The sequence below is a fragment of the uncultured Psychroserpens sp. genome (assembly GCF_947501425.1).
Taxonomy (GTDB): Bacteria; Bacteroidota; Bacteroidia; order Flavobacteriales; family Flavobacteriaceae; genus Psychroserpens.
Map to the genome: position 1 here is coordinate 15,026 of NZ_CANMVN010000002.1, position 20,813 is coordinate 35,838.

Here is a 20,813-nt window from a genome sequence, read left to right on the forward strand (position 1 = left end):
AATTTTGATTTAGTTCTTAATTAGTTTCTTAGTTAGTCACTGCAAATATAAAAACTTTAATTGGGTTTGTTCACTATGGATTTACGCTTTTTAATACTCTTTCTGTTTTTGAGGATACCATCGGCTAAAACAGTAGCTAAGACTAGGAAGGCTCCATAATAAAATTGAGTACTCATGGTTTCGGTTTCAGGAAATAACAATAGTGCTAAAGCTATACCATACAAGGGTTCTAAATTATAGGTAAGTACTACAGTATACGGACTTATATAACGCATAACCTTTACTGATCCAATAAAAGCATAGGCTGTGCAAACAGATGCCAGTATAAGTATGTAGATCCAATCTGAAGTTTTTAAACTGAAAAACGCTATAGAAAATCCATCGTTAAAAATCAAAATGAATAAAGACAAGAAAATAACACCACTTATAAATTCATAAAATGAAATCACAGTAGCTCTGTGTTGTTCAATAAATCGTCCGTTGATTACAGCAAATAAAGTAGAAAACAAAGCTGAAGATATCCCTAGTAAAATACCATTAAGGTATTTTATTTCGCTTTGCGTAATCAAAAACACTCCTAGTATAACAATTATTCCGAAGAGAATTTCATACCAGATAATCTTTCGTTTATAAATTAATGGCTCGATAAAAGAAGCAAAAAATGCACCTGTTGAAAACATGGCCAATGTTATAGATACATTAGATTGGTTAATGGCTTCAAAAAAAGTAATCCAATGTAAAGCAATAATGATTCCTGCGCCAAAAAATTGCAATTTGGTTTTAGCAGATACCTGAATTTTAAGCTTAATAATTTTTATGTAAGTAAACATCAGTACACCAGCAATAAGCATACGATACCATACTAAGGCTGTGGAACCAATCGAAATCAATTCACCTAAAATAGCTGTAAATCCAGCAATAAAAACCAGAAAATGTAAATGAAAATAATTCTTGAGCTTAGCGTTTGGCATTGAACAGCAGATAAGCAGCTAAGATACCAAAAACGATATTAGGAAACCATACAGCAACAATTGGTGAGAAGCTAGACTGTTCTGCCATTACACCAAAAACTTTATCAAAGAACACAAAAACCATAGCAATTGTAATCCCAAAAGCGAGATTTACTCCCATACCACCACGACGTTTAATAGACGACACTGAAACTGCTATAATGGTAAGAATGAAAACAGATATAGGTAAACTCCATTTTTTATACTTCACGACTTGATAGCGACCAATATTTGAAGAACCTCTTTTTCTTTCTTTTTCTATAAATCGAACAAGTTCTCCATATTGAAGTGTTTCTGCAATATATTCTTCTGGAGTTAAATCTTCGGCATCAAACTCAAAAATCATATCCTTTCGTCTTTCAGTTTCAATGATATCTTCATTTTCTCCAAAAATTCGTTTTGAATAATTATTGAGTCTATACATACTATCGTTGTCTTTAATTGATTTAGCCGTTATTTTATAGACGAGTTTATTACCTTCAAAATGTTCTAATTGAAAATCTCTTCCTCTTTTAGTTACCGGATTAAAACTACTTAGATAGATGTAATCGTTATCATTGATTTGCTTGTAAATGTTTTTTGTTTGAACAACATTAGCATTATTTTTTAAATACTTGTATTTAAATTCATTGAACCCTTTACTGGCTTTTGGCGCTAGATACAGTCCCATTATTAAAGCAAAACTTGCAATAATGGTTGCACCTATCATATAAGGTCTCAAAAACCTCCAAAATGACACTCCTGAACTTAAAAAAGCAACAATTTCGGTATTGTTTGCCAATTTTGAAGTAAACCATATAACTGAAAGGAATAAAAATATGGGAAATAATAAATTGGCAAAATAAATTGTAAAGTCTAAGTAATATTGAGCAACAGCCCCAAAGGGCACATCACGTTCTAGTATTTTACCTATTTTCTCTGCAAGGTTTACAGTTATTCCTATGGGAATAAATAAGAGCAACATCATCAAAAATGTAAACAAATAACGTTTTAATATGTACCAATCGAGTATTTTCAAAATTATAAGCGATTATCCATTTGTTTAACCATTTTATCTTTCCATGCTCTAAAATCTCCTGCTAATATATGCTTTCTGGCTTCCCTTACCAACCAAAGGTAAAATCCGAGATTATGTATGGTTGCGATTTGTTTACCCAATAATTCATTAACTGTAAATAAATGTCTTAAATAAGCCTTGCTATATTCAGTATCAACAAATGTGATACCCATGTCATCTATGGGTGAAAAATCATCTGCCCATTTTAGATTTTTAATATTAATTGTTCCGTGGGCAGTAAATAGCATACCGTTTCTTGCATTACGCGTTGGCATAACACAATCAAACATATCTACACCAAGAGCAATATTTTCTAGTATGTTTATAGGTGTACCAACTCCCATGAGGTAACGTGGTTTTTCCCACGGAAGAATCTCACAAACCACATCGGTCATGGCATACATTTCTTCAGCAGGTTCTCCAACAGACAAACCACCAATCGCATTTCCCTGTGCACCAGCATTGGCAATATATTCAGCAGATTGTTGTCGTAAATCTTTATAGGTACTTCCTTGAACTATTGGAAAAAATGTTTGTTCATAATCATACATGAACGGTGTTTTATCTAAATGCTTTAAACAACGCTCTAACCAACGATGCGTCATATGCATGGAGCGCTTGGCGTAATTGTAATCACATGGATATGGTGTACATTCATCGAATGCCATAATAATATCAGCTCCAATACTACGTTGAATTTCCATGACATTTTCTGGTGTGAACACATGGTAGCTTCCATCGATATGCGATTTAAATTTCACACCTTCTTCTTTAATTTTTCTATTTGCAGATAATGAATATACTTGATAACCTCCTGAATCGGTTAGAATATTTCTATCCCAATTCATGAATTTATGCAACCCTCCAGCTTTCTCCAAAATTGGTGTTTGAGGTCTTAGATATAAATGATAGGTGTTTCCTAAAATAATATCAGGATTGATATCATTTTTAAGTTCACGCTGATGCACTCCTTTTACAGACGCAACCGTACCAACAGGCATAAATATAGGTGTCTCAATTTGTCCATGATCAGTCGTAATTACTCCTGCTCTGGCTTTACTTTGAGGATCACTTGCTTTTAATTCAAAATTCATAAAAAAACTTAGTCAGTGAGCAAAGATAATTATATCGGTGTATTAAGGTCTTAAACATTTAATAAAATTATGCAGAGACCAACTTAAAACAATAATGAATTATTTTAATTCTGATTTAAATTGTTAGCAACTGACCAAAATCGTTAATAAGTGACTCGTTTCTATTTTTGTTTAGCCTTATGAAAACTTTATTTTTGGTGCTGAAATTACTCACACTTTTTTTATGCCAAACACACAACAATTAGAAGACTTAACAACACAAGTTCGTAGAGACATTTTACGAATGGTTCACAAAGTAAACTCAGGTCATCCTGGAGGCTCATTAGGATGCGCCGAATTTTTTGTCGCACTCTATCAGGAGATTATGGACAGAAAAGACACCTTTGATATGGACGGAATTGGCGAAGACCTTTTCTTCTTATCAAATGGTCATATTTCACCTGTTTTTTATAGCGTACTCGCGAGATCAGGATACTTTCCAGTTGACGAGCTGAATACTTTCAGATTGATCAATTCCAGATTACAAGGTCATCCAACAACCCACGAAGGCTTGCCTGGAATTAGAGTGGCCTCTGGTTCTCTTGGGCAAGGTTTTAGTGTTGCTTTGGGTGCAGCAGAAACCAAAAAATTAAATAATGATAACCATTTAATATACAGCTTACATGGAGATGGCGAATTGCAAGAAGGGCAAAACTGGGAAGCCATCATGTATGCTGCTGCTAATAATGTAGATAATATTATTTCTACTATTGATCTTAACGGACAACAAATAGATGGAGCTACTGATGATGTGTTACCAATGGGAAGTGTTCGAGCTAAATTTGAAGCTTTTGGTTGGACCGTTGTAGATATTGAAGAGGGGAATAATATAGATGCTATCCTTAAAGGAATGGCTGAAGCAAAATCTTTAACTGGTAAAGGAAAACCTGTTTGTGTTTTACTTAAAACAGTTATGGGTAATGGTGTAGACTTTATGATGCATACACATGCATGGCATGGGAAAGCACCAAATGACGAACAATTGGAAATTGGTTTATCTCAAAATGCTGAAACTTTAGGTGACTATTAATATGAAGAAAATATATACACTTATTGTTTTACTATTTGTTGCTTTTGGTTACTCACAAGAGCAAAAAATTACCATTGACTATACTGTTGATTACATCATCCCCAACAATCGGAAGGGTACAGCAGATACAATTACTATAGGATATTCTAAAAATGGAAAACACCTCTGGACAAACAGCGAATACCTGGCAAAAGATCTTGGTAAATCGATGTTTAAGAGTAATTCTAAAATGATGGAAAATGCTGATTTAGATATTATTTACGATTCTGAAAACAGCATATTAATTATGCACTTTGAATCGGGTAAAAATGATATGTTTATAAATATGGATTTAGAGACATTGATGACTAAACAAATCAGTTTTAATGAAGATGATGAATTTGAATTAATTTCAGAGAATACAAAAGAATCTATTGATGTAGCTGGTCATAAAACTACCATCTACGATCTTTACCCATCAAATAAACCTTCAGATATAATATCGGTAGCCTTTGATGAATCGATAGAAATCCAGAATAATACACTATTTAAATCGCTTTTTGAATTGATTTTCGCAGCTGAAGGCAGTGCTAATTTATTAGGCATGAATCTTCCAAACGGACTAATCATGAAAGCTACCAATAAAGGCAATACAATGATAGAGGCCTACAAGATTGATACAAGAAAAAAAACAATTAATATTAATTACAGTTTCAAAATCACAGAATGAAAACATATACTAACACAGGAAATAAAGACACACGCTCAGGTTTTGGAGCTGGATTAACAGAATTAGGAAAAACCAATGAAAATGTCGTTGCCCTTTGTGCCGACCTTATTGGTTCATTAAAAATGGACGACTTTAAAGCGAATCACCCAGAACGCTTTTTTCAAGTAGGAATTGCTGAAGCCAATATGATGGGTCTGGCTGCTGGTATGACCATTGGAGGAAAAATTCCATTTACTGGTACATTTGCCAACTTTTCTACAGGTCGTGTTTATGATCAAATCAGACAGAGTATAGCATATTCACATAAGAATGTAAAAATCTGTGCATCACATGCAGGATTAACATTAGGTGAAGATGGTGCCACACACCAAATTTTAGAAGATATTGGCTTGATGAAAATGTTACCAGGAATGACTGTAATTAACACGTGTGACTTCAACCAAACTAAGGCTGCCACTATCGCTATTGCTGAATACAACGGACCAGTTTATCTACGCTTTGGAAGACCAAAAGTAGCCAATTTCACTCCCGAAAATCAAACCTTTGAAATTGGGAAAGCTGTTCATTTAACCGAAGGTAAAGACGTAACTATTGTTGCTACTGGGCATTTGGTTTGGGAAGCACTTGAAGCTGCTAAAACCTTAAATGAAAAAGGTATCTCTGCTGAAGTGATAAATATTCATACTATTAAACCTCTTGATGATAAAGCTATTTTAGACTCTGTTGCTAAAACTGGTTGTATTGTTACTGCTGAAGAGCACAATTATTTAGGTGGTTTAGGAGAAAGTGTGGCAAGAGTACTTGCGCAACACCAACCTACTCCTCAAGAATTTGTAGCTACACAAGACACCTTTGGTGAGTCTGGAACTCCAGCTCAATTGATGGAAAAGTATGGTCTAAATGCCAATGCCATTGTGAACGCTACTGAAACAGTATTGAAAAGAAAAAACTAAAGTTAAAACAGTGTCTTCAAAATCTAAAGTTCAAATAAATTAGACTGATACTAAGGAAATAATTTTCGTTTGGCAACGTTTTTGATACTATACATCAAAATCACAAAAAACGAATATTATGAGAATTTTCAAAAAATGTCACGAACACTTTAATAATAAAAGTACCGTGAGCAAAAGATTAGTTATTAGTACGTTTTTATTAACGCTATTTTGTTTTAGTGCCCAAGCACAAAAGGGAAATTCGTTTGGAATTAAAGGTGGATTAAATTACAATGCTAATGGCGATTATTTCCAATCTATTGGTGACAATGCACAAAACCCAGATCGTAATATCGGGTATCACATTGGTCTTTTCGGAAAGATTGGTAATGACCTCTATTTTAGACCTGAACTAGTTTACACAAGCACAAAAAGTGATTATGACAGCGACGTCTTTGATATGAAAAAAATTGACGCTCCTCTATTAGTCGGTGTTAAAGTTATTGGCCCCTTAAGTGTGTTTGGAGGTCCGTCATTACAATACATACTCGATACTGAGTTTGAAGGTATTGATATTGATAATATTGACAATGATTTTTCTGTAGGCTTAAATTTTGGTATCGGACTTTCATTGAATAAAATTGGAATAGACTTAAGATATGAAAGAGGCTTTAGCGACAATGAAGCTACATTTATTGGTAACAATTTAGGTGAAGGTGTCGTAAGTAGAATTGACACTAGACCAGATCAATTGATACTGAGTTTATCAGTTGCCTTTTAATATAGACTTATAAAATCAAAAAAAGACGCCGAAAAAGCGTCTTTTTTTTGTATTGCGAATTATAGGTTTAACTATCCAGATTTGATTCCGTAGAATCCTCATCTAAATAATTTGGTATACCATCATTATCAGAATCATCATTTGTTGGATCACCATCTTCATCAAGATCTTCATTGATCGTTAAAACACCATCACCATCATCGTCTGGATCAAAGAAGTTTGGTACATTATCCTCATCAGTATCATCATCATTGATGTTAAAATTTTCATTTAAATCTTCTAGGTGTGATAACACACCATCGTTGTCGTGATCATTAGGTTCTGCCTGATATAATTCAAACTTAAAAATAAGGTTAGAATACACCGGAACTCCAAATGGAGGGTTAGCAAAATAAGCCAGACCAGATGGCAAGAACATAACTCCAAGCCCATAACCTGAGTAGTCTACTGTACCATCTTCATTGATAATAAAATCTGATGAAGTGTTAAATTGAGGAATTACATTTCTCCATCCCTGAATTAAACCTGTAAGATCAAATGGAATGTTAGGATTGACTGCACTATCAAAAATATCTTCGTCTTGCAAATTACCTGAATATACCAATCTAACATCATCAGTAAAATTCGGGCTATAATCACCTTGTCCTTGATTAATTCTCAGAATGTAGTATTCATATTCAACCTCTTCATAAGTTGTTGTATAAGTCTCTACAGCATCAATTAAAAGTGTATTGTTATCTGGGTCAGGAAGTGGCAAATAATCACCATTGTCATCTTGTGGAAGTTCAGTTATTATAATTTCATCAATATTGTGGTCTGTTACACCATCAAAAAATGATTCATTATAATAATGTGTTTCCAGGTAGCCAATCATTGAATCACGATCAACGACTTGCTGTTCTGTTCTATCTCTATCAGGAACTAGACTCACCTCTGGATCATCTGGTTTACATGACATGATGGTCACAATCAAAAGAAGTAAAACGATAAGGTTGTTTCTTAAATTCATAGTGAATACATTTTTCTTTAATTCAAATACAATTTGAATCGTTCAATATTGCTTATTTTTAGCACGCAAGATACAATAATATAATATTTTTGTGCAATACAATTAACGTCAATTTCACAGATTTAATATGCGAGTAGATAAATATCTTTGGTGCATTAGATATTGCAAAACAAGAAGCATAGCAACTAACGCTTGCAAAAAGGGTCATGTAAAGGTCAACGGCCAAGTTGTAAAACCCAGCAGAGATGTTTATGCTACAGATAAGATAGAGTTTAGAAAAGATCAAATCAACTATCAAATAATAGTTAATGATCTACCCAAAAGTAGAGTTGGCGCAAAACTGGTTGATATTTACAGAACTGATATCACTCCAAAAGATGCTTTTGAGGCTAAAGAATTACTTAAATATTCTAAAGATTATTATCGAAAAAAAGGCACTGGACGACCTACAAAAAAAGACCGAAGAGATATTGATGATTTTTATGATACTCCTGAAGAACATAACTAGAGTTTAATAGGCTCATTAAGAAAACTCTTTTTTATCTTTGAATAAATTAAATCAAGTATGGACACAGAAAAAAATATCATTCTAAATCATCAGCAGATCCAGCATAAAATAAGACGAATTGCTTACCAAATCTACGAAAGTAATGTTTATGAAGACGATATCATTCTGGCTGGAATTGAAGACAACGGATATATACTTGCAAAAAAATTAAAACAACAACTAGAAAAGATTTCCGAACTAACTCCTCAGCTTTGCAAAGTAACTATTGATAAAAAAAACCCATTAACTGAAATAAAAACATCTCTAAAAAAAGAAGATTACACAAACAAATCAATTGTCCTCATTGATGATGTACTAAACTCAGGCAGTACGTTAATATATGGTGTCAAACACTTTTTAGAAGTACCATTAAAACAATTTAAAACAGCAGTTCTCGTCAATAGAAATCATAAAAAATATCCTGTAAAAGCCGATTTTAAAGGCATCTCATTATCAACTTCTCTTCATGAACATGTTGAGATTGTACTTTCAGGAAAAACGCACGAAGCCTTTCTAAAATAATTGTAGCAAAATAGCTTTCACTAAATCTTCTACTGATCTATTATCTGTTTTTACACTAATATGTGATTGCTCATAATAAGGCGCTCTTTCAAATAAGTGCTTACCAATAAACTCATTGAGTTCTTTTACAGTAGATACATGTGAGATCAAGGGGCGTTTTTCTCGCTCTTCAAATAGTCTTTCAGACAATGTAGGAATGTTAGCTTTGAGGTATATACTCGTGGAGTGCTTTGCCTCTAATATTGTAGCCATATTATTACCATAGCAAGGTGTTCCTCCTCCCAAAGACACAACTGTTTTAGGCAAATCTAAAACATCTCTCAGATAGTTATATTCAGCTTTTCTGAAATAAATTTCACCTTTGGTTTCAAAAATTTCCTTAATAGTTGATTGCTCCTTAGTCTCAATATAATTATCAAAGTCCAGATATTCATAATTTAAAATATCAGCCAAAGCTTTACCTATTACTGATTTTCCAGAACCCATATATCCAATTAAAAATAAGGTCATTTTTCTCTTATAAATTGATTATTAAAAACATAAGATAATTTACAGCAAAAAAACAAAAAATTATCTAAAAATAGGTTTGGAATATTAATTAATCGTTTTATATTTGCACCCTCGTTAGAGAAACTTATTGACTTGGTAGCTCAGTTGGTAGAGCATCTCCCTTTTAAGGAGAGGGTCCTGGGTTCGAGCCCCAGCCAAGTCACTACAAAAAAGTTAAGCACTCGCTTAACTTTTTTTTTATCTTTACTGAAATAATGCGCACGTGGCGGAATTGGTAGACGCGCTGGCTTGAGGGGCCAGTGACCGCTTAGGTCGTGGAAGTTCGAATCTTCTCGTGCGCACTTTTACTCAACTCTTATTTCCTTAATTTCCTCTACATTCAATAATATCCTTTTTTTAGAATAATAGTGATACTATTAAAAAAAACATAAAATTTAGTGTAGTCCTAAAAAAAGCTTATTTTTGTTTAACTTTTTTATTCTAAAAATGAACAACGTAAAAAGTACTTTTAGCATCAAGGACCTAGAAAACCTTACAGGTATCAAGGCTCATACCATAAGAATCTGGGAGAAAAGATATAATCTTTTACAACCTGAAAGAACAGATACTAATATTAGATATTACAGTTTGGGTAATCTTCAAAAGCTACTCAATATTAGTTACCTCAACAACAATGGTTTTAAGATTTCTAAGATTGCATCTTTAGACCCTACCGAGATTACTAAATTAGTGAAAGAAGTAGCTCAAAATGACACTACGAACAATCACGCTATCGATACTTTCAAATTATCGATGCTCAACTTTGATCAAAAGTTATTTTATGACACTTATAATAGTTTACTGAAAGAAAAGAATTTCACAGATATCTTTTATGAGGACTTTATTCCTCTACTTTCAGAGATAGGGTTACTGTGGCAAACAGATACTATTACTCCGGCTCATGAGCATTTCTTAACGTCTTTAATAAGACAAAAGATATTAATAAACACAGAGCTTTTACAATCTAAAAATCCTGTTGATACAAATCAAGTATTTGTATTATATCTACCAGATAACGAAGTTCATGAATTAGGCTTAATGCTCATTAATTATGAAATTATAGCTAGAGGTCATCAAGCCATTTTCCTTGGCCAAAGTGTACCTTTAGACAGTCTTGGAGATCTCCTTAATTATTACGACGACATTACCTTTGTGTCCTATTTCACTGTAAAACCTGAAAAAGATCAAATTGCAGACTACCTTAAACAGTTTGAAGAGAAAATGTTAGCAAATAAATCCATGAAATTATGGATTTTAGGACGAATGTTAGATGAAATTGACTTAAATTCATTACCAAAACAGATTGTTCCGTTTAGTACCATCAAAGATTTAGTTAAAAAACTCTAAAAATTTATTGCTCAAGTTAAAATTGTTTAACTTTTGTATAAATTTGTTAAACAATGAAAAAACACATCGCCATAATCGGTTCTGGATTCTCAGCACTATCAGCATCCTGTTATTTAGCAAAAGAGGGGTATGACGTCACTATGTTTGAAAAAAACAGTACAGTTGGTGGCCGTTGCAGACAATTTAAAAAAGAAGGTTTTACATTCGATATTGGTCCGAGCTGGTATTGGATGCCTGACATTTTTGATAAGTTTTTTGGAGATTTTGGTAAAAAAACATCAGACTACTATCAACTTGATAAACTGAGTCCAGCATATAAAATTTTCTTCAAAGACGAAGTTATTACTATAGGAGACACACTTGAAAAAATATGTGATGAATTTGAGCGTATTGAGCCAGGAAGTTCTAAACCACTCAAAAAATTTATAAATAAGGCTGCCACCAATTATGATATCGCTATAAACAAGGTTGTTCTCAAACCAGGTATATCGCCTTTTGAACTGGTAACACCTGAAACAGCAATGCGAGTAGATCAGTTTTTTAAAACAATTAGTAGTGATGTGAGACGCAATTTCAAAAACCCTAAATTGATATCAACACTTGAATTCCCTGTACTATTTTTAGGTGCTAAACCAAGTAATACACCATCATTTTACAGTTTTATGAATTATGCCGACTTTGGTCTAGGAACCTGGCACCCTAAAGGTGGCATGTACGAAATCATAAAAGCTATGAGCGCTTTGGCAGAAAGCTTAGGAGTTAAAATACATACAAATAGTCCAGTTGACAAAATTAATGTTGAACAAAAAAATGCTATCTCTGTTGAGATACATGGAGAAGAAAAAATATTTGATGTTGTATTGAGTGGCGCAGATTATCATCATACTGAAACATTACTTGACCAAAAACACCGTCAATATTCAGAAGATTACTGGGAAAATAAAACGTTTGCACCTTCCTCACTTTTATTTTATGTAGGATTTGATAAGAAACTTAAAAACATACAACACCACAACCTATTTTTTGACACCAATTTTGAGACACATGCCGAAGAGATTTATGATGATCCAAAATGGCCTGAAGACCCACTGTTCTACGCTAATTTCCCTTCAGTTACAGATGAAACCATGGCTCCAGATAACAGTGAAACCGGATTTTTTCTAATCCCAATCGCTCCAGGTATCGAAGATACTGACGAGTTACGAGCTCAATATTTCGACATTATCATGTCCCGCTTTGAAAAATTGACGAAGCAAAATGTAAAAAATAATATTATCTTTAAAGAGTCCTTCTGTGTTAAGGATTTTATAAAAGAGTACAATTCATACAAAGGAAATGCCTATGGAATGGCCAACACACTATCCCAGACTGCGTTTCTAAGACCTAAACTAAAAAGTAAAAAAGTAAACAACCTTTATTTTACAGGTCAGTTAACTGTTCCAGGACCAGGAGTACCTCCTTCATTAATTTCTGGTAAGTTAGTCTCAGAATTAATAAAAAAACACCACAAAAACTAATATGAAAGCTATTTTTGATACCGTTTCAAACCAATGTAGTAAGACAGTTACCAAATCTTACAGTACTTCTTTTTCGTTAGCCACCAAAATGTTATCCAATTCTATACGCCAGGATATATATAATATTTATGGTTTTGTAAGATTTGCAGATGAAATTGTAGATACATTTCATGATTACGATAAAGAATTATTATTTAATAATTTTACTAAAGATCTAGAACTAGCTCTCGAACACAAAATAAGTCTCAATCCAATATTAAACTCATTTCAGGAAACATTTCACAAATATGAAATCGATATGGAATTAGTCAATGCTTTTATGAAAAGTATGCGACTGGATTTACACAAACAAGACTACCTTACAGATGCTGAATACAAAGAGTATATCTATGGTTCTGCGGATGTAGTAGGTTTAATGTGTTTAAAAGTTTTTGTTAAAGGTGATAACGAAAAATATGAATCGCTTAAAGACTCAGCAATGAGTTTAGGCTCGGCATTTCAGAAGGTGAATTTTTTAAGAGATCTAAAGGCTGATTTTGAAGATCTGAGTAGAACTTACTTTCCTAATACAGACCTCAATCAATTAGATGAAGCATCTAAGCAAGCCATTATTGACGATATTGAAAATGATTTTGCCAAAGGACTTCATGGTATTAAAAAACTACCTATTGAAGCTAAGTTTGGTGTGTTTATGGCCTACAGGTATTACAGCCAATTACTCAAAAAGCTAAAAAAGACACCAGCTCTTGAAATAAAATCAACCAGAATAAGAGTACCAAACTATAAAAAGTTTGAGTTACTCACACGTAGTTATGTAAAGTATCAACTTAATTTATTATAAAACATGCAAACTGTATTTTGGATTCTTATTTTTTTAGGTGTGTTCTGCACTATGGAATTTATGGCTTGGTTTACCCATAAGTATGTCATGCATGGCTTTTTATGGAGTTTACACAAAGATCACCATCATAAAGATCATAAAAGTTGGTTTGAAAGGAACGATGCCTTTTTTATATTCTATGCTGTTGTCAGCATGATTTGCTTCTATCTCTGGAGCTATGAAGATATCTGGTATTGTTTACCCATTGGTTTAGGAATTATGGCTTATGGAGCTACTTATTTCTTAGTTCATGATATTTTTATCCACCAACGTTTCAAACTGTTCAGAAATGCGAATAATTGGTATGCAAAAGGTGTTCGAAGAGCACACAAAATTCATCATAAGCATCTTGGTAAAAGTGACGGTGAATGCTTCGGAATGTTATTTGTTCCATTAAAATATTTTAAAAAATAGTTTTTTCGAGCATCTATGACTGATTCTTCCCATTTCGATTATATCATTATAGGAAATGGTTTAGCTGGTTTACAACTGGCTTTAAAACTTGCTTCAGATCCGTATTTTGATAAGCACTCGATCGCTCTAATTGATCCTTCAGAAAAAAACACCAACGATAAAACCTGGAGTTTTTGGGAAACCCAACCGTCTCAATGGACATCAATTATCCATAAATCCTGGAATAAAGCTGCTATATTAACATCAGATAACTCTATTGAGCTCGACCTCAAACCTTACAGTTACAATACCATTCGTGCTATAGACTTTTATAGAGAAGCTAAAACTAAACTCAAGCAGCATGACAACATTCATTTTATTCTTGAACACGTTACAACAGTTTCAGAAAAAAGCCCCGTTACTGTAACCACAAATAGAAATAGTTACTCTGCTACTCATGTATTTGACAGTCGAGTACCTGAGACATTTTCTAAAGCATCAAAAAACAGTATCTCAATCATTCAGCATTTTAAAGGCTGGATAATCAAAACAGAAAAAGATAGTTTTGACGAAAACAAGGTAATCATGATGGATTATCGCTTAAAAGATGGAGACCAAACCACATTTACCTACGTCCTCCCCTTTTCTAAAAGAGAAGCATTGGTAGAGTTTACTTATTTCACTGAACATACGGTCAAAGAAGGGGTTTATGATAGTTTTATTAAGACCTATATCAAAGATTATTTAAATATAGACACCTACAGTATTGTTGAAACTGAAATGGGTCAGATACCAATGTCTAACTACAACTTTTCAAAATTCAACACTAAGTACATTACCAAAATTGGTACAGGTGGTGGCTGGGTTAAAGGATCAACAGGATATTCGTTTAAACATACTGAAAAGAAAGTTTCTAAAATCATTGAGAATTTAAAAACCGATAAAATACCATCACATCAACTTTTTAAAAGTAAATATCGATTCTACGATAAAGTCTTTCTAAAAGTTCTTAAAGATGAAAATCATAAAGGCGAATGGATCTTTCAGCAATTTTATGACAAAAACAGCGTACAAACCATGTTTCGCTTTTTAGATGAAGAATCCATGTTTTCAGAAGAACTTAAAATTATGATGTCATTATTTTCCTGGAGTTTTATCAAAGCATTTTTCAAAACGCTTTAAGTGCTTGATCAATAGCATTTCTAACACGCTCACTATTCCAATCTGCGGCACCTGTTTTATCAATAACAATTTCACCCTTTTTATTAATTATAAATGTTCTCGGTATTGAAGACACATTAAAAACCTTAGGATAATCACTTAAAGATTGATAGACTTGAAAACTATAACTATTATGAGTCATAAATTCATATAATAGCTCTTTATCTTCATTAGACACAAATAAGAATACCACATCGTCATTTGGTATATAATGTTGATACAGCTCATTAAGACTTGGCATTTCTGCAATACATGGTGGACACCAGGTAGCCCAAAAATTAATAATGACAACTTTACCTTCTGCGTAATGAAAATCAAAATCATTTCCTGAAACATCTTTTAATATCCAATCATAATTAGAAAGTGTTTGTCGTTCCGAAGCATCAATTACCGAAGGTTTCACAATAGCTGCAATAGCTTTATTCAAAAATATCTGTATAGGCTGTCGTGTTTGTGGAATTAGCAATAGAACTAAAGCTACAATAAAGATAAGATTTGAAATGTTTACTTTTTTGGATCTAGCCATATCGTTATTAATGAAGAAACGCATTACCATAGTCGGTAACGCGCTTCAAATCTAACAACAAAACTTTAATTTTTGTGTTTCTATTAACTTAATTAGTTTCTTGTAACAGTAATTGAGTTTGACAAGTGGAAAGTCCCAGTTAAGTCGTTAGCATTAGTCACTGTAGAAATATTAGTATCATCTTCGTATCGTAAATACCAGATCAAACAAACTCCAGTTCCAGCAGCATCAAAATCCACGCCTTCTACAGCGGCTAAGGTTGGTGGAGTTCCTAAGATCATTCCAGCATCATCGGTAATAACCCAAGTTGCATTGGTTCCAACTCTATTATCTGGATTCTCAAATCCAATTCCACTTACCATATCTGGAGTACCATCTACTGTGAAATTAAATGGACCTCCAGTAAGTACATCTGCATTAGGACCCCTTTCTACCCTTATAGAATTAGACAGGTCAAAGCTTCCTGTCAAATCTGCAGCATTAGTTACTGTAGCAATATTTGTATCATCTTCATAACGCAAATACCAAATTAAGCACACACCACGCCCTGCACCATCAAAATCAACACCTTCTAACATCTCTAATGTACCAGGTGTTCCTAAAATATTTAAGTTAATATCTGTAATTACAAAAGTTCTATTAGTCCCTACAGCATTAGGGTCTGTAGAAATTCCGCTTACCATATCTGCTGTTCCATCTACGATAAAATTGAATGGTCCGCCAGACAATGTACCAGCGTCTGGAGCTCCAAGTCTATTTACGGTAATCGAATTTGATAAATCAAAATTTCCTTGAAGATCATTTGCGTTTTGACCTTCTTCTAAACCTTGTAATCCATTTTCATATCGTAGGTACCATATCAAACAAGTTCCTACACCAGCACCATCAAAATTCACACCTTGAAGCGCCTCATTAGTTGGTGGAAGTCCTAAGATATTTCCTTGATCATCGGTTACTACGAACGTTCTGTTTGTACCTACTGCATTGGGATCGGTTGTGATTCCACTTACAAAATCTGGAGTTCCATCAACCACAAATGTAAAAGGTCCTCCACTCAATGTTCCTGCGTTAGGAACAATAGCTTGCACTGCGTCATCATCATTACTACATGATGTTATTAAACTTAGTGCTAATACTGCTAAAAACATTTTTTTAATCATTACTTTATAATTTTAAAATTTATACTTCAAAATTATAACTAGTAATTCTCATAAAATGTTAGCTACCTAACACAACTGAAAAAAAAAATTATGCGGAATGTTTTAGGATTCTGATTTCTCTTCTATTAAAATCAATATAATTCTCCTCTTTAAGTTCATTGAGTAATATATTAAGTGTAGGTCTTGAGGTTCCAATTAGGGAAGCAATATCCTTTTGCGTGTATGGATGTTTGATAACATGATCTCCAGTTTTCGGGCAATCATATCCATAATCTGAGCAGAGTTCATCCAGAAATTCAACGAGACGTGTCTTAGTATCTTTAAACAATAATAACTGAAGTCGGCGTTCTAACTTTTTAAATTTGAATCCTATAAACTTATAGACTTTAAAACTAAACGTTTGATTATCTCGCATGAGATCGTGCATGGTGCTTACACCTATTGGACAGATAGAAGTTGTATTATCAATGGATTGCGCAAACTCATCACGCTTACTATCACCTAATATTGCTTTCTCACCAAACAATTCGCCTTTTGATAGAATAGCTTTTACAATCTCATCTCCATTTTCATTATAATACCCAATTTTCACTTTACCTTTTTCTATAAGATAAACTTTGTTTGCAGAATCATCTTCAAAGTAGATATAGTCTTTTTTTTTGTAAGCATCAAAATCATGATCTTTCTTATATGCTTTGAATTTATGAGGACAAAGCACCTTGAACAGGTTGACATCATCAAAGAACCAGAGTGACTGCATTTGGGTGAGTTTTTTTGTTAGATACTTAAAAAGTCGCAGTAACTCATTAATACTTACATCTTAAGACAAAAAAAGCTCCTGATTTCTCAGAAGCTTTTTTCTATGCATTTTGAAACTACTGTTAAGCAGCATTTTCCTTTTTGATCAAGTTCAATGCAGATCCTTCATTATACCAATCGATCTGAGATTGGTTATATGTATGATTTACTTTGATGGTGTCTTTACTTCCATCTGCATGAACAACTTCAATTGTTAATTGCTTATCTGGAGCAAACTCATTTAAATCTAAGAAGTTAAATGTATCATCTTCTTGGATAAGATCGTAATCATTTTCGTTAGCAAATGTCAATCCTAACATCCCTTGCTTTTTAAGGTTTGTTTCGTGAATACGTGCAAACGATTTTACGATCACAGCAGCAACACCTAAATGACGTGGTTGCATTGCAGCATGCTCACGAGATGAACCTTCACCATAGTTATGATCACCAACAACAATAGATTTAATTCCAGCAGCTTTATAAGCTCTGGCAGTATCTGGTACTCCACCATACTCACCAGTTAATTGATTTTTAACAAAGTTTGTTTTCTTTCCGAAGGCATTTACAGCTCCAATTAATGTATTGTTTGAAATGTTATCTAAGTGACCTCTAAAACGTAACCAAGGTCCAGCCATAGAGATGTGATCTGTAGTACATTTTCCAAACGCTTTAATCAATAGTTTAGCACCTGTTATTGAATCTCCTAATGGCTCAAAAGGTGTTAATAATTGAAGTCTTTCAGAATCTGTAGCAACTTTAACTTCAACACCACTTCCATCTTCCATTGGCTCTAAGTATCCGTTATCATCAACATCAAAACCTTTAGGTGGTAATTCCCATCCTGTTGGTTCGTCTAACATCACTTCTTCTCCATTCTCATTGATCAACTTATCTGTAAGTGGATTAAAATCCAAACGACCAGCAATAGCAATAGCTGCTGTCAATTCTGGTGATGCCACAAAGGCATGTGTGTTAGGATTTCCGTCGGCACGCTTAGCAAAGTTTCTATTAAACGAGTGAACGATACTGTTCTTAGGTGCATTTTTAGGATCTTCATAACGTGCCCACTGACCAATACATGGTCCGCAAGCATTTGTAAAAATCTTAGCATCTAACTTTTCGAATATTTCTAATATCCCATCTCTTTCGGTAGTATATCTAACCATTTCAGAACCTGGATTAATTCCAAATTCAGCTTTAGTTTTTAAGCCTTTATCTAAAGCCTGTTGAGCAACCGAAGATGCACGAGATAGATCTTCGTAAGAAGAATTGGTGCAAGACCCAATAAGTCCCCATTCTACTTTTAAAGGCCAATCATTAGCTTTAGCTTTTTCTGTCATTGTAGAGCCAACTGGTGTGGAAAGATCTGGAGTAAATGGTCCGTTTAATAATGGTCCTAGCTCAGATAAATTAATATCAATCACTTGATCAAAATACTGTTCTGGATTAGCATATACTTCAGGATCAGCAGTAAGATACTCCTTGACTTCATTAGCTGCATCTGCAACATCTGGTCTATCTGTTGCACGTAGGTAGCGCTCCATTGATTCGTCATAACCAAATGTAGATGTTGTAGCACCAATTTCGGCTCCCATATTACAAATGGTTCCTTTACCAGTACAAGACATAGCAGTAGCACCAGGTCCAAAATATTCTACAATAGCTCCAGTACCACCTTTAACAGTTAGTATATCAGCTACTTTTAAAATCACATCTTTTGGTGCAGTCCATCCAGATAATTTACCTGTTAATCTAACACCTATTAACTTCGGAAATTTCAACTCCCAAGCCATACCTGCCATTACATCCACTGCATCTGCTCCACCAACACCAATAGCAACCATTCCTAGTCCTCCAGCGTTTACTGTATGAGAATCGGTACCAATCATCATACCTCCTGGAAATGCGTAGTTTTCTAGAACCACCTGATGGATAATACCAGCACCAGGTTTCCAAAAACCGATACCGTATTTATTAGATACAGACTCTAAAAAATTGAATACTTCATTACTGGTATTGATTGCATGCTGTAAATCTTGAGTAGCTCCAAGTTTTGCCTGGATTAAGTGATCACAATGTACTGTAGTTGGCACAGCTACCTTATGCTTTCCAGCTTGCATAAACTGTAATAAAGCCATTTGAGCAGTTGCATCCTGACATGCTACTCTATCTGGTGCAAAATCTACATAATCCTTACCTCTGGTAAATGCCTTAGTAGGAGTTCCATCCCAAAGATGTGAGTATAATATTTTTTCAGAAAGCGTTAGAGGTTTACCAACAACATCACGAGCAGCGTCAACACGCTCAGACATATTTGCATAAACCTTTTTAATCATGTCTATATCAAAAGCCATATGTATTATTTAAAGGGTTAATTATCATTTTTAAAGTCCTGCAAAAATACAAATTATATAGCAAATTTGAAAATGTGTAACAAATAGCTAAAAACATTGAATATAAATCAGTAAACAGCACTTTTTTTAGACTAAAAATGAAAAATTAGTAAAAAAAATATAATATAATTATTAAATTAACAGTTTAATCTTATTTAAAATGATTCTTAATTTTCTTCGAATCCCTCAGATTAGTCATTGGTCTTTCAAAAATCACATAAAGTATGTAGGACAGCACTATCGTAATAATAAAATAGATCACTAAATAGACTATTAGTATTGAGGTTGGCAATCCTTCCGTAGGAAAAAAGTATTTCATGATTTGCATGACTACCGAATAGTGAATTAAATACATCGAATAGGATATCAGGCTGATGATTGTTACTGGAACTAAAATTAATTTTGGAGCAGATTTGATTTGAGATAATACTGGCAATGTAAATGCAATTGCTAATGAATTTATTGGTAAATACAGTACATTCCAGAACAAAGGATGTGTCTCAATAAAGATCTGCTTTACAGGTATTACAACATTTAATCCAAGAAGCATTAAACCTCCAATACCCAAGAAGACATAACGATAGGTCTTCCAGAAGTGTTGCCATACAATTGAGATATAAGCTGCCAGTACACCATAGTAAATGGCATCAATTCTATATATGCTTATAGCTTTGAGGTTGACATTCCAAAACATCATATTCGTTTCTGTATAAAAATGATTGTACATCACCTTTGTTCCTAGGAAAAAGAAAATAATCAGGCAGGTCACCATCAAAAACAGCTTAGATCTACTGATCTTCAATTTTAAAAATAAAACTAAATACAATAATAACGGACCAATGATATAAGCAAACTCTTCAATAGGTAAACTCCATGATTCGCCAAAAAATAAAGGCATTTCCCAAGCAAAATTTTGTATAAAGAAAAAATACTGCCATAAATTATCAGGTAATGAAACACCTAAAATTAATGCCAGAAGAACATTAAAAATTAAAATCAAATAATAATTGGGTAAGGTTCTAAACCAACGTCTGACCCAAAAATAATTCACATCCTTAAAACTAAAATCTGGAGCTGTAAACAACTTATAAATGAGTCGTCCGATTAGAAATCCACTGAGTACAAAAAAAATCTCCACTCCTAAAACACCTGCAATACTCATAAGGTCAGTCATGACATTTTTGGTTCTTGGGAAAATCCACACGGCATGAGAGGACACAACTAACAAGATAGCCATAGCACGCATAATGTCTAAACCAAAAATTCGTTTTGAAAAATCTATTCGCATTGTTATCTCAC

At 33.6% G+C, this 20,813-nt stretch carries 21 protein-coding genes and 2 tRNA genes; 13 read left to right on the forward strand and 10 right to left on the reverse strand.

Annotated elements, in window-relative coordinates:
• Positions 1-56: 56 nt before the first annotated feature.
• The 3 genes from Q0951_RS02535 to tgt are packed head-to-tail and all read right to left on the reverse strand — an operon-like array spanning position 57 to position 3,161.
• Positions 57-971 carry a DMT family transporter gene (locus Q0951_RS02535; RefSeq protein ID WP_299333893.1) on the reverse strand — a complete coding sequence of 305 codons (915 nt, stop codon included), beginning with the start codon at positions 969-971 and terminating at the stop codon, positions 57-59.
• Positions 958-2,028, reverse strand: coding sequence for an LptF/LptG family permease (locus tag Q0951_RS02540; protein ID WP_299333895.1), 1,071 nt, complete (start codon positions 2,026-2,028; stop codon positions 958-960). Before Q0951_RS02540 ends, Q0951_RS02535 begins: the two co-directional genes overlap by 14 nt.
• A 2-nt stretch (positions 2,029-2,030) precedes the next feature.
• A complete protein-coding gene (gene tgt, locus Q0951_RS02545) occupies positions 2,031-3,161 on the reverse strand; it encodes a tRNA guanosine(34) transglycosylase Tgt (RefSeq protein WP_299333897.1) in 1,131 nt (376 codons plus the stop codon).
• Positions 3,162-3,384: 223 nt separating this feature from the next.
• On the opposite strand from tgt, the gene Q0951_RS02550 reads away from it, so the two are divergent.
• The 4 genes from Q0951_RS02550 (at position 3,385) to Q0951_RS02565 (ending at position 6,652) form a co-directional block, all read left to right on the forward strand.
• On the forward strand, positions 3,385-4,230 hold the full coding sequence (locus Q0951_RS02550) for a transketolase (RefSeq protein ID WP_299333899.1): 846 nt from the start codon (positions 3,385-3,387) through the stop codon (positions 4,228-4,230).
• Position 4,231: 1 nt separating this feature from the next.
• Positions 4,232-4,939: a hypothetical protein gene (locus Q0951_RS02555; protein ID WP_299333900.1), complete on the forward strand. Its 708-nt coding sequence runs from the start codon at positions 4,232-4,234 to the stop codon at positions 4,937-4,939.
• Positions 4,936-5,892: a transketolase C-terminal domain-containing protein gene (locus Q0951_RS02560; RefSeq protein WP_299333901.1), complete on the forward strand. Its 957-nt coding sequence runs from the start codon at positions 4,936-4,938 to the stop codon at positions 5,890-5,892. Before Q0951_RS02555 ends, Q0951_RS02560 begins: the two co-directional genes overlap by 4 nt.
• Before the next feature lie 166 nt (positions 5,893-6,058).
• Complete coding sequence (locus Q0951_RS02565) at positions 6,059-6,652, forward strand: outer membrane beta-barrel protein (RefSeq protein WP_299333902.1); 594 nt, start codon at positions 6,059-6,061, stop codon at positions 6,650-6,652.
• 67 nt (positions 6,653-6,719) lie between these two features.
• On the opposite strand, the gene Q0951_RS02570 is transcribed toward Q0951_RS02565, so the two are convergent.
• On the reverse strand, positions 6,720-7,661 hold the full coding sequence (locus Q0951_RS02570; RefSeq protein ID WP_299333903.1) for a hypothetical protein: 942 nt from the start codon (positions 7,659-7,661) through the stop codon (positions 6,720-6,722).
• Positions 7,662-7,788: 127 nt separating this feature from the next.
• Between Q0951_RS02570 and Q0951_RS02575 the strand changes: the two genes are divergently transcribed.
• Positions 7,789-8,169, forward strand: coding sequence for a S4 domain-containing protein (locus tag Q0951_RS02575; protein WP_299333904.1), 381 nt, complete (start codon positions 7,789-7,791; stop codon positions 8,167-8,169).
• A gap of 57 nt (positions 8,170-8,226) precedes the next feature.
• Entirely contained in the window at positions 8,227-8,730 is a 504-nt protein-coding gene (locus tag Q0951_RS02580) for a phosphoribosyltransferase family protein (protein WP_299333905.1), read from the forward strand.
• Here Q0951_RS02580 and Q0951_RS02585 read toward each other — a convergent pair.
• Positions 8,722-9,240, reverse strand: a complete 519-nt coding sequence (locus tag Q0951_RS02585; protein ID WP_299333907.1) for a shikimate kinase — start codon at positions 9,238-9,240, stop codon at positions 8,722-8,724. The two genes, Q0951_RS02580 and Q0951_RS02585, sit on opposite strands and share 9 nt — an antisense overlap.
• A 129-nt stretch (positions 9,241-9,369) precedes the next feature.
• Here Q0951_RS02585 and Q0951_RS02590 point away from each other — a divergent pair.
• The 7 genes from Q0951_RS02590 to Q0951_RS02620 all read left to right on the forward strand — a co-directional run bounded on the left by Q0951_RS02590 (position 9,370) and on the right by Q0951_RS02620 (position 14,598).
• Positions 9,370-9,442: transfer RNA gene (locus Q0951_RS02590), tRNA-Lys, on the forward strand.
• A 54-nt stretch (positions 9,443-9,496) separates the two neighbouring features.
• Positions 9,497-9,581: transfer RNA gene (locus Q0951_RS02595), tRNA-Leu, on the forward strand.
• A 145-nt stretch (positions 9,582-9,726) separates the two neighbouring features.
• Complete coding sequence (locus Q0951_RS02600; protein ID WP_299333909.1) at positions 9,727-10,626, forward strand: MerR family transcriptional regulator; 900 nt, start codon at positions 9,727-9,729, stop codon at positions 10,624-10,626.
• 53 nt (positions 10,627-10,679) lie between these two features.
• A complete protein-coding gene (locus tag Q0951_RS02605; protein ID WP_299333910.1) occupies positions 10,680-12,143 on the forward strand; it encodes an NAD(P)/FAD-dependent oxidoreductase in 1,464 nt (487 codons plus the stop codon).
• Position 12,144: 1 nt separating this feature from the next.
• A complete protein-coding gene (locus Q0951_RS02610) occupies positions 12,145-12,984 on the forward strand; it encodes a phytoene/squalene synthase family protein (protein ID WP_299333911.1) in 840 nt (279 codons plus the stop codon).
• Positions 12,985-12,987: 3 nt separating this feature from the next.
• Complete coding sequence (locus Q0951_RS02615) at positions 12,988-13,437, forward strand: sterol desaturase family protein (RefSeq protein ID WP_299333912.1); 450 nt, start codon at positions 12,988-12,990, stop codon at positions 13,435-13,437.
• 15 nt (positions 13,438-13,452) lie between these two features.
• On the forward strand, positions 13,453-14,598 hold the full coding sequence (locus tag Q0951_RS02620) for a lycopene cyclase family protein (RefSeq protein ID WP_299333913.1): 1,146 nt from the start codon (positions 13,453-13,455) through the stop codon (positions 14,596-14,598).
• Here the strand turns inward: Q0951_RS02620 and Q0951_RS02625 are convergent.
• The 5 genes from Q0951_RS02625 to Q0951_RS02645 form a co-directional block, all read right to left on the reverse strand.
• The gene (locus tag Q0951_RS02625) at positions 14,585-15,163 is read right to left on the reverse strand and encodes a TlpA disulfide reductase family protein (RefSeq protein ID WP_299333914.1); all 579 of its coding nucleotides are present in this window, start codon (positions 15,161-15,163) and stop codon (positions 14,585-14,587) included. The two genes, Q0951_RS02620 and Q0951_RS02625, sit on opposite strands and share 14 nt — an antisense overlap.
• A gap of 92 nt (positions 15,164-15,255) precedes the next feature.
• Positions 15,256-16,323, reverse strand: a complete 1,068-nt coding sequence (locus tag Q0951_RS02630) for a hypothetical protein (RefSeq protein ID WP_299333915.1) — start codon at positions 16,321-16,323, stop codon at positions 15,256-15,258.
• Positions 16,324-16,411: 88 nt separating this feature from the next.
• Entirely contained in the window at positions 16,412-17,083 is a 672-nt protein-coding gene (locus tag Q0951_RS02635; RefSeq protein ID WP_299333917.1) for a Crp/Fnr family transcriptional regulator, read from the reverse strand.
• Positions 17,084-17,204: 121 nt separating this feature from the next.
• Positions 17,205-19,475: an aconitate hydratase gene (locus tag Q0951_RS02640; RefSeq protein ID WP_299333918.1), complete on the reverse strand. Its 2,271-nt coding sequence runs from the start codon at positions 19,473-19,475 to the stop codon at positions 17,205-17,207.
• A gap of 190 nt (positions 19,476-19,665) precedes the next feature.
• The gene (locus Q0951_RS02645) at positions 19,666-20,802 is read right to left on the reverse strand and encodes an acyltransferase (RefSeq protein WP_299333920.1); all 1,137 of its coding nucleotides are present in this window, start codon (positions 20,800-20,802) and stop codon (positions 19,666-19,668) included.
• Positions 20,803-20,813: the final 11 nt, after the last annotated feature.

Excerpts from the sequence above, each read along its gene's own strand:
- Q0951_RS02535 (WP_299333893.1), bottom strand. The coding sequence starts at position 971 with ATGCCAAACGCTAAGCTCAAGAATTATTTTCATTTACATTTTCTGGTT.
- tgt (WP_299333897.1), bottom strand. The coding sequence starts at position 3,161 with ATGAATTTTGAATTAAAAGCAAGTGATCCTCAAAGTAAAGCCAGAGCA.
- Q0951_RS02550 (WP_299333899.1), top strand. The coding sequence starts at position 3,385 with ATGCCAAACACACAACAATTAGAAGACTTAACAACACAAGTTCGTAGA.
- Q0951_RS02555 (WP_299333900.1), top strand. The coding sequence starts at position 4,232 with ATGAAGAAAATATATACACTTATTGTTTTACTATTTGTTGCTTTTGGT.
- Q0951_RS02560 (WP_299333901.1), top strand. The coding sequence starts at position 4,936 with ATGAAAACATATACTAACACAGGAAATAAAGACACACGCTCAGGTTTT.
- Q0951_RS02570 (WP_299333903.1), bottom strand. The coding sequence starts at position 7,661 with ATGAATTTAAGAAACAACCTTATCGTTTTACTTCTTTTGATTGTGACC.
- Q0951_RS02575 (WP_299333904.1), top strand. The coding sequence starts at position 7,789 with ATGCGAGTAGATAAATATCTTTGGTGCATTAGATATTGCAAAACAAGA.
- Q0951_RS02580 (WP_299333905.1), top strand. The coding sequence starts at position 8,227 with ATGGACACAGAAAAAAATATCATTCTAAATCATCAGCAGATCCAGCAT.
- Q0951_RS02585 (WP_299333907.1), bottom strand. The coding sequence starts at position 9,240 with ATGACCTTATTTTTAATTGGATATATGGGTTCTGGAAAATCAGTAATA.
- Q0951_RS02600 (WP_299333909.1), top strand. The coding sequence starts at position 9,727 with ATGAACAACGTAAAAAGTACTTTTAGCATCAAGGACCTAGAAAACCTT.
- Q0951_RS02605 (WP_299333910.1), top strand. The coding sequence starts at position 10,680 with ATGAAAAAACACATCGCCATAATCGGTTCTGGATTCTCAGCACTATCA.
- Q0951_RS02610 (WP_299333911.1), top strand. The coding sequence starts at position 12,145 with ATGAAAGCTATTTTTGATACCGTTTCAAACCAATGTAGTAAGACAGTT.
- Q0951_RS02615 (WP_299333912.1), top strand. The coding sequence starts at position 12,988 with ATGCAAACTGTATTTTGGATTCTTATTTTTTTAGGTGTGTTCTGCACT.
- Q0951_RS02620 (WP_299333913.1), top strand. The coding sequence starts at position 13,453 with ATGACTGATTCTTCCCATTTCGATTATATCATTATAGGAAATGGTTTA.
- Q0951_RS02625 (WP_299333914.1), bottom strand. The coding sequence starts at position 15,163 with ATGGCTAGATCCAAAAAAGTAAACATTTCAAATCTTATCTTTATTGTA.
- Q0951_RS02630 (WP_299333915.1), bottom strand. The coding sequence starts at position 16,323 with ATGATTAAAAAAATGTTTTTAGCAGTATTAGCACTAAGTTTAATAACA.
- Q0951_RS02635 (WP_299333917.1), bottom strand. The coding sequence starts at position 17,083 with ATGCAGTCACTCTGGTTCTTTGATGATGTCAACCTGTTCAAGGTGCTT.
- Q0951_RS02640 (WP_299333918.1), bottom strand. The coding sequence starts at position 19,475 with ATGGCTTTTGATATAGACATGATTAAAAAGGTTTATGCAAATATGTCT.
- Q0951_RS02645 (WP_299333920.1), bottom strand. The coding sequence starts at position 20,802 with ATGCGAATAGATTTTTCAAAACGAATTTTTGGTTTAGACATTATGCGT.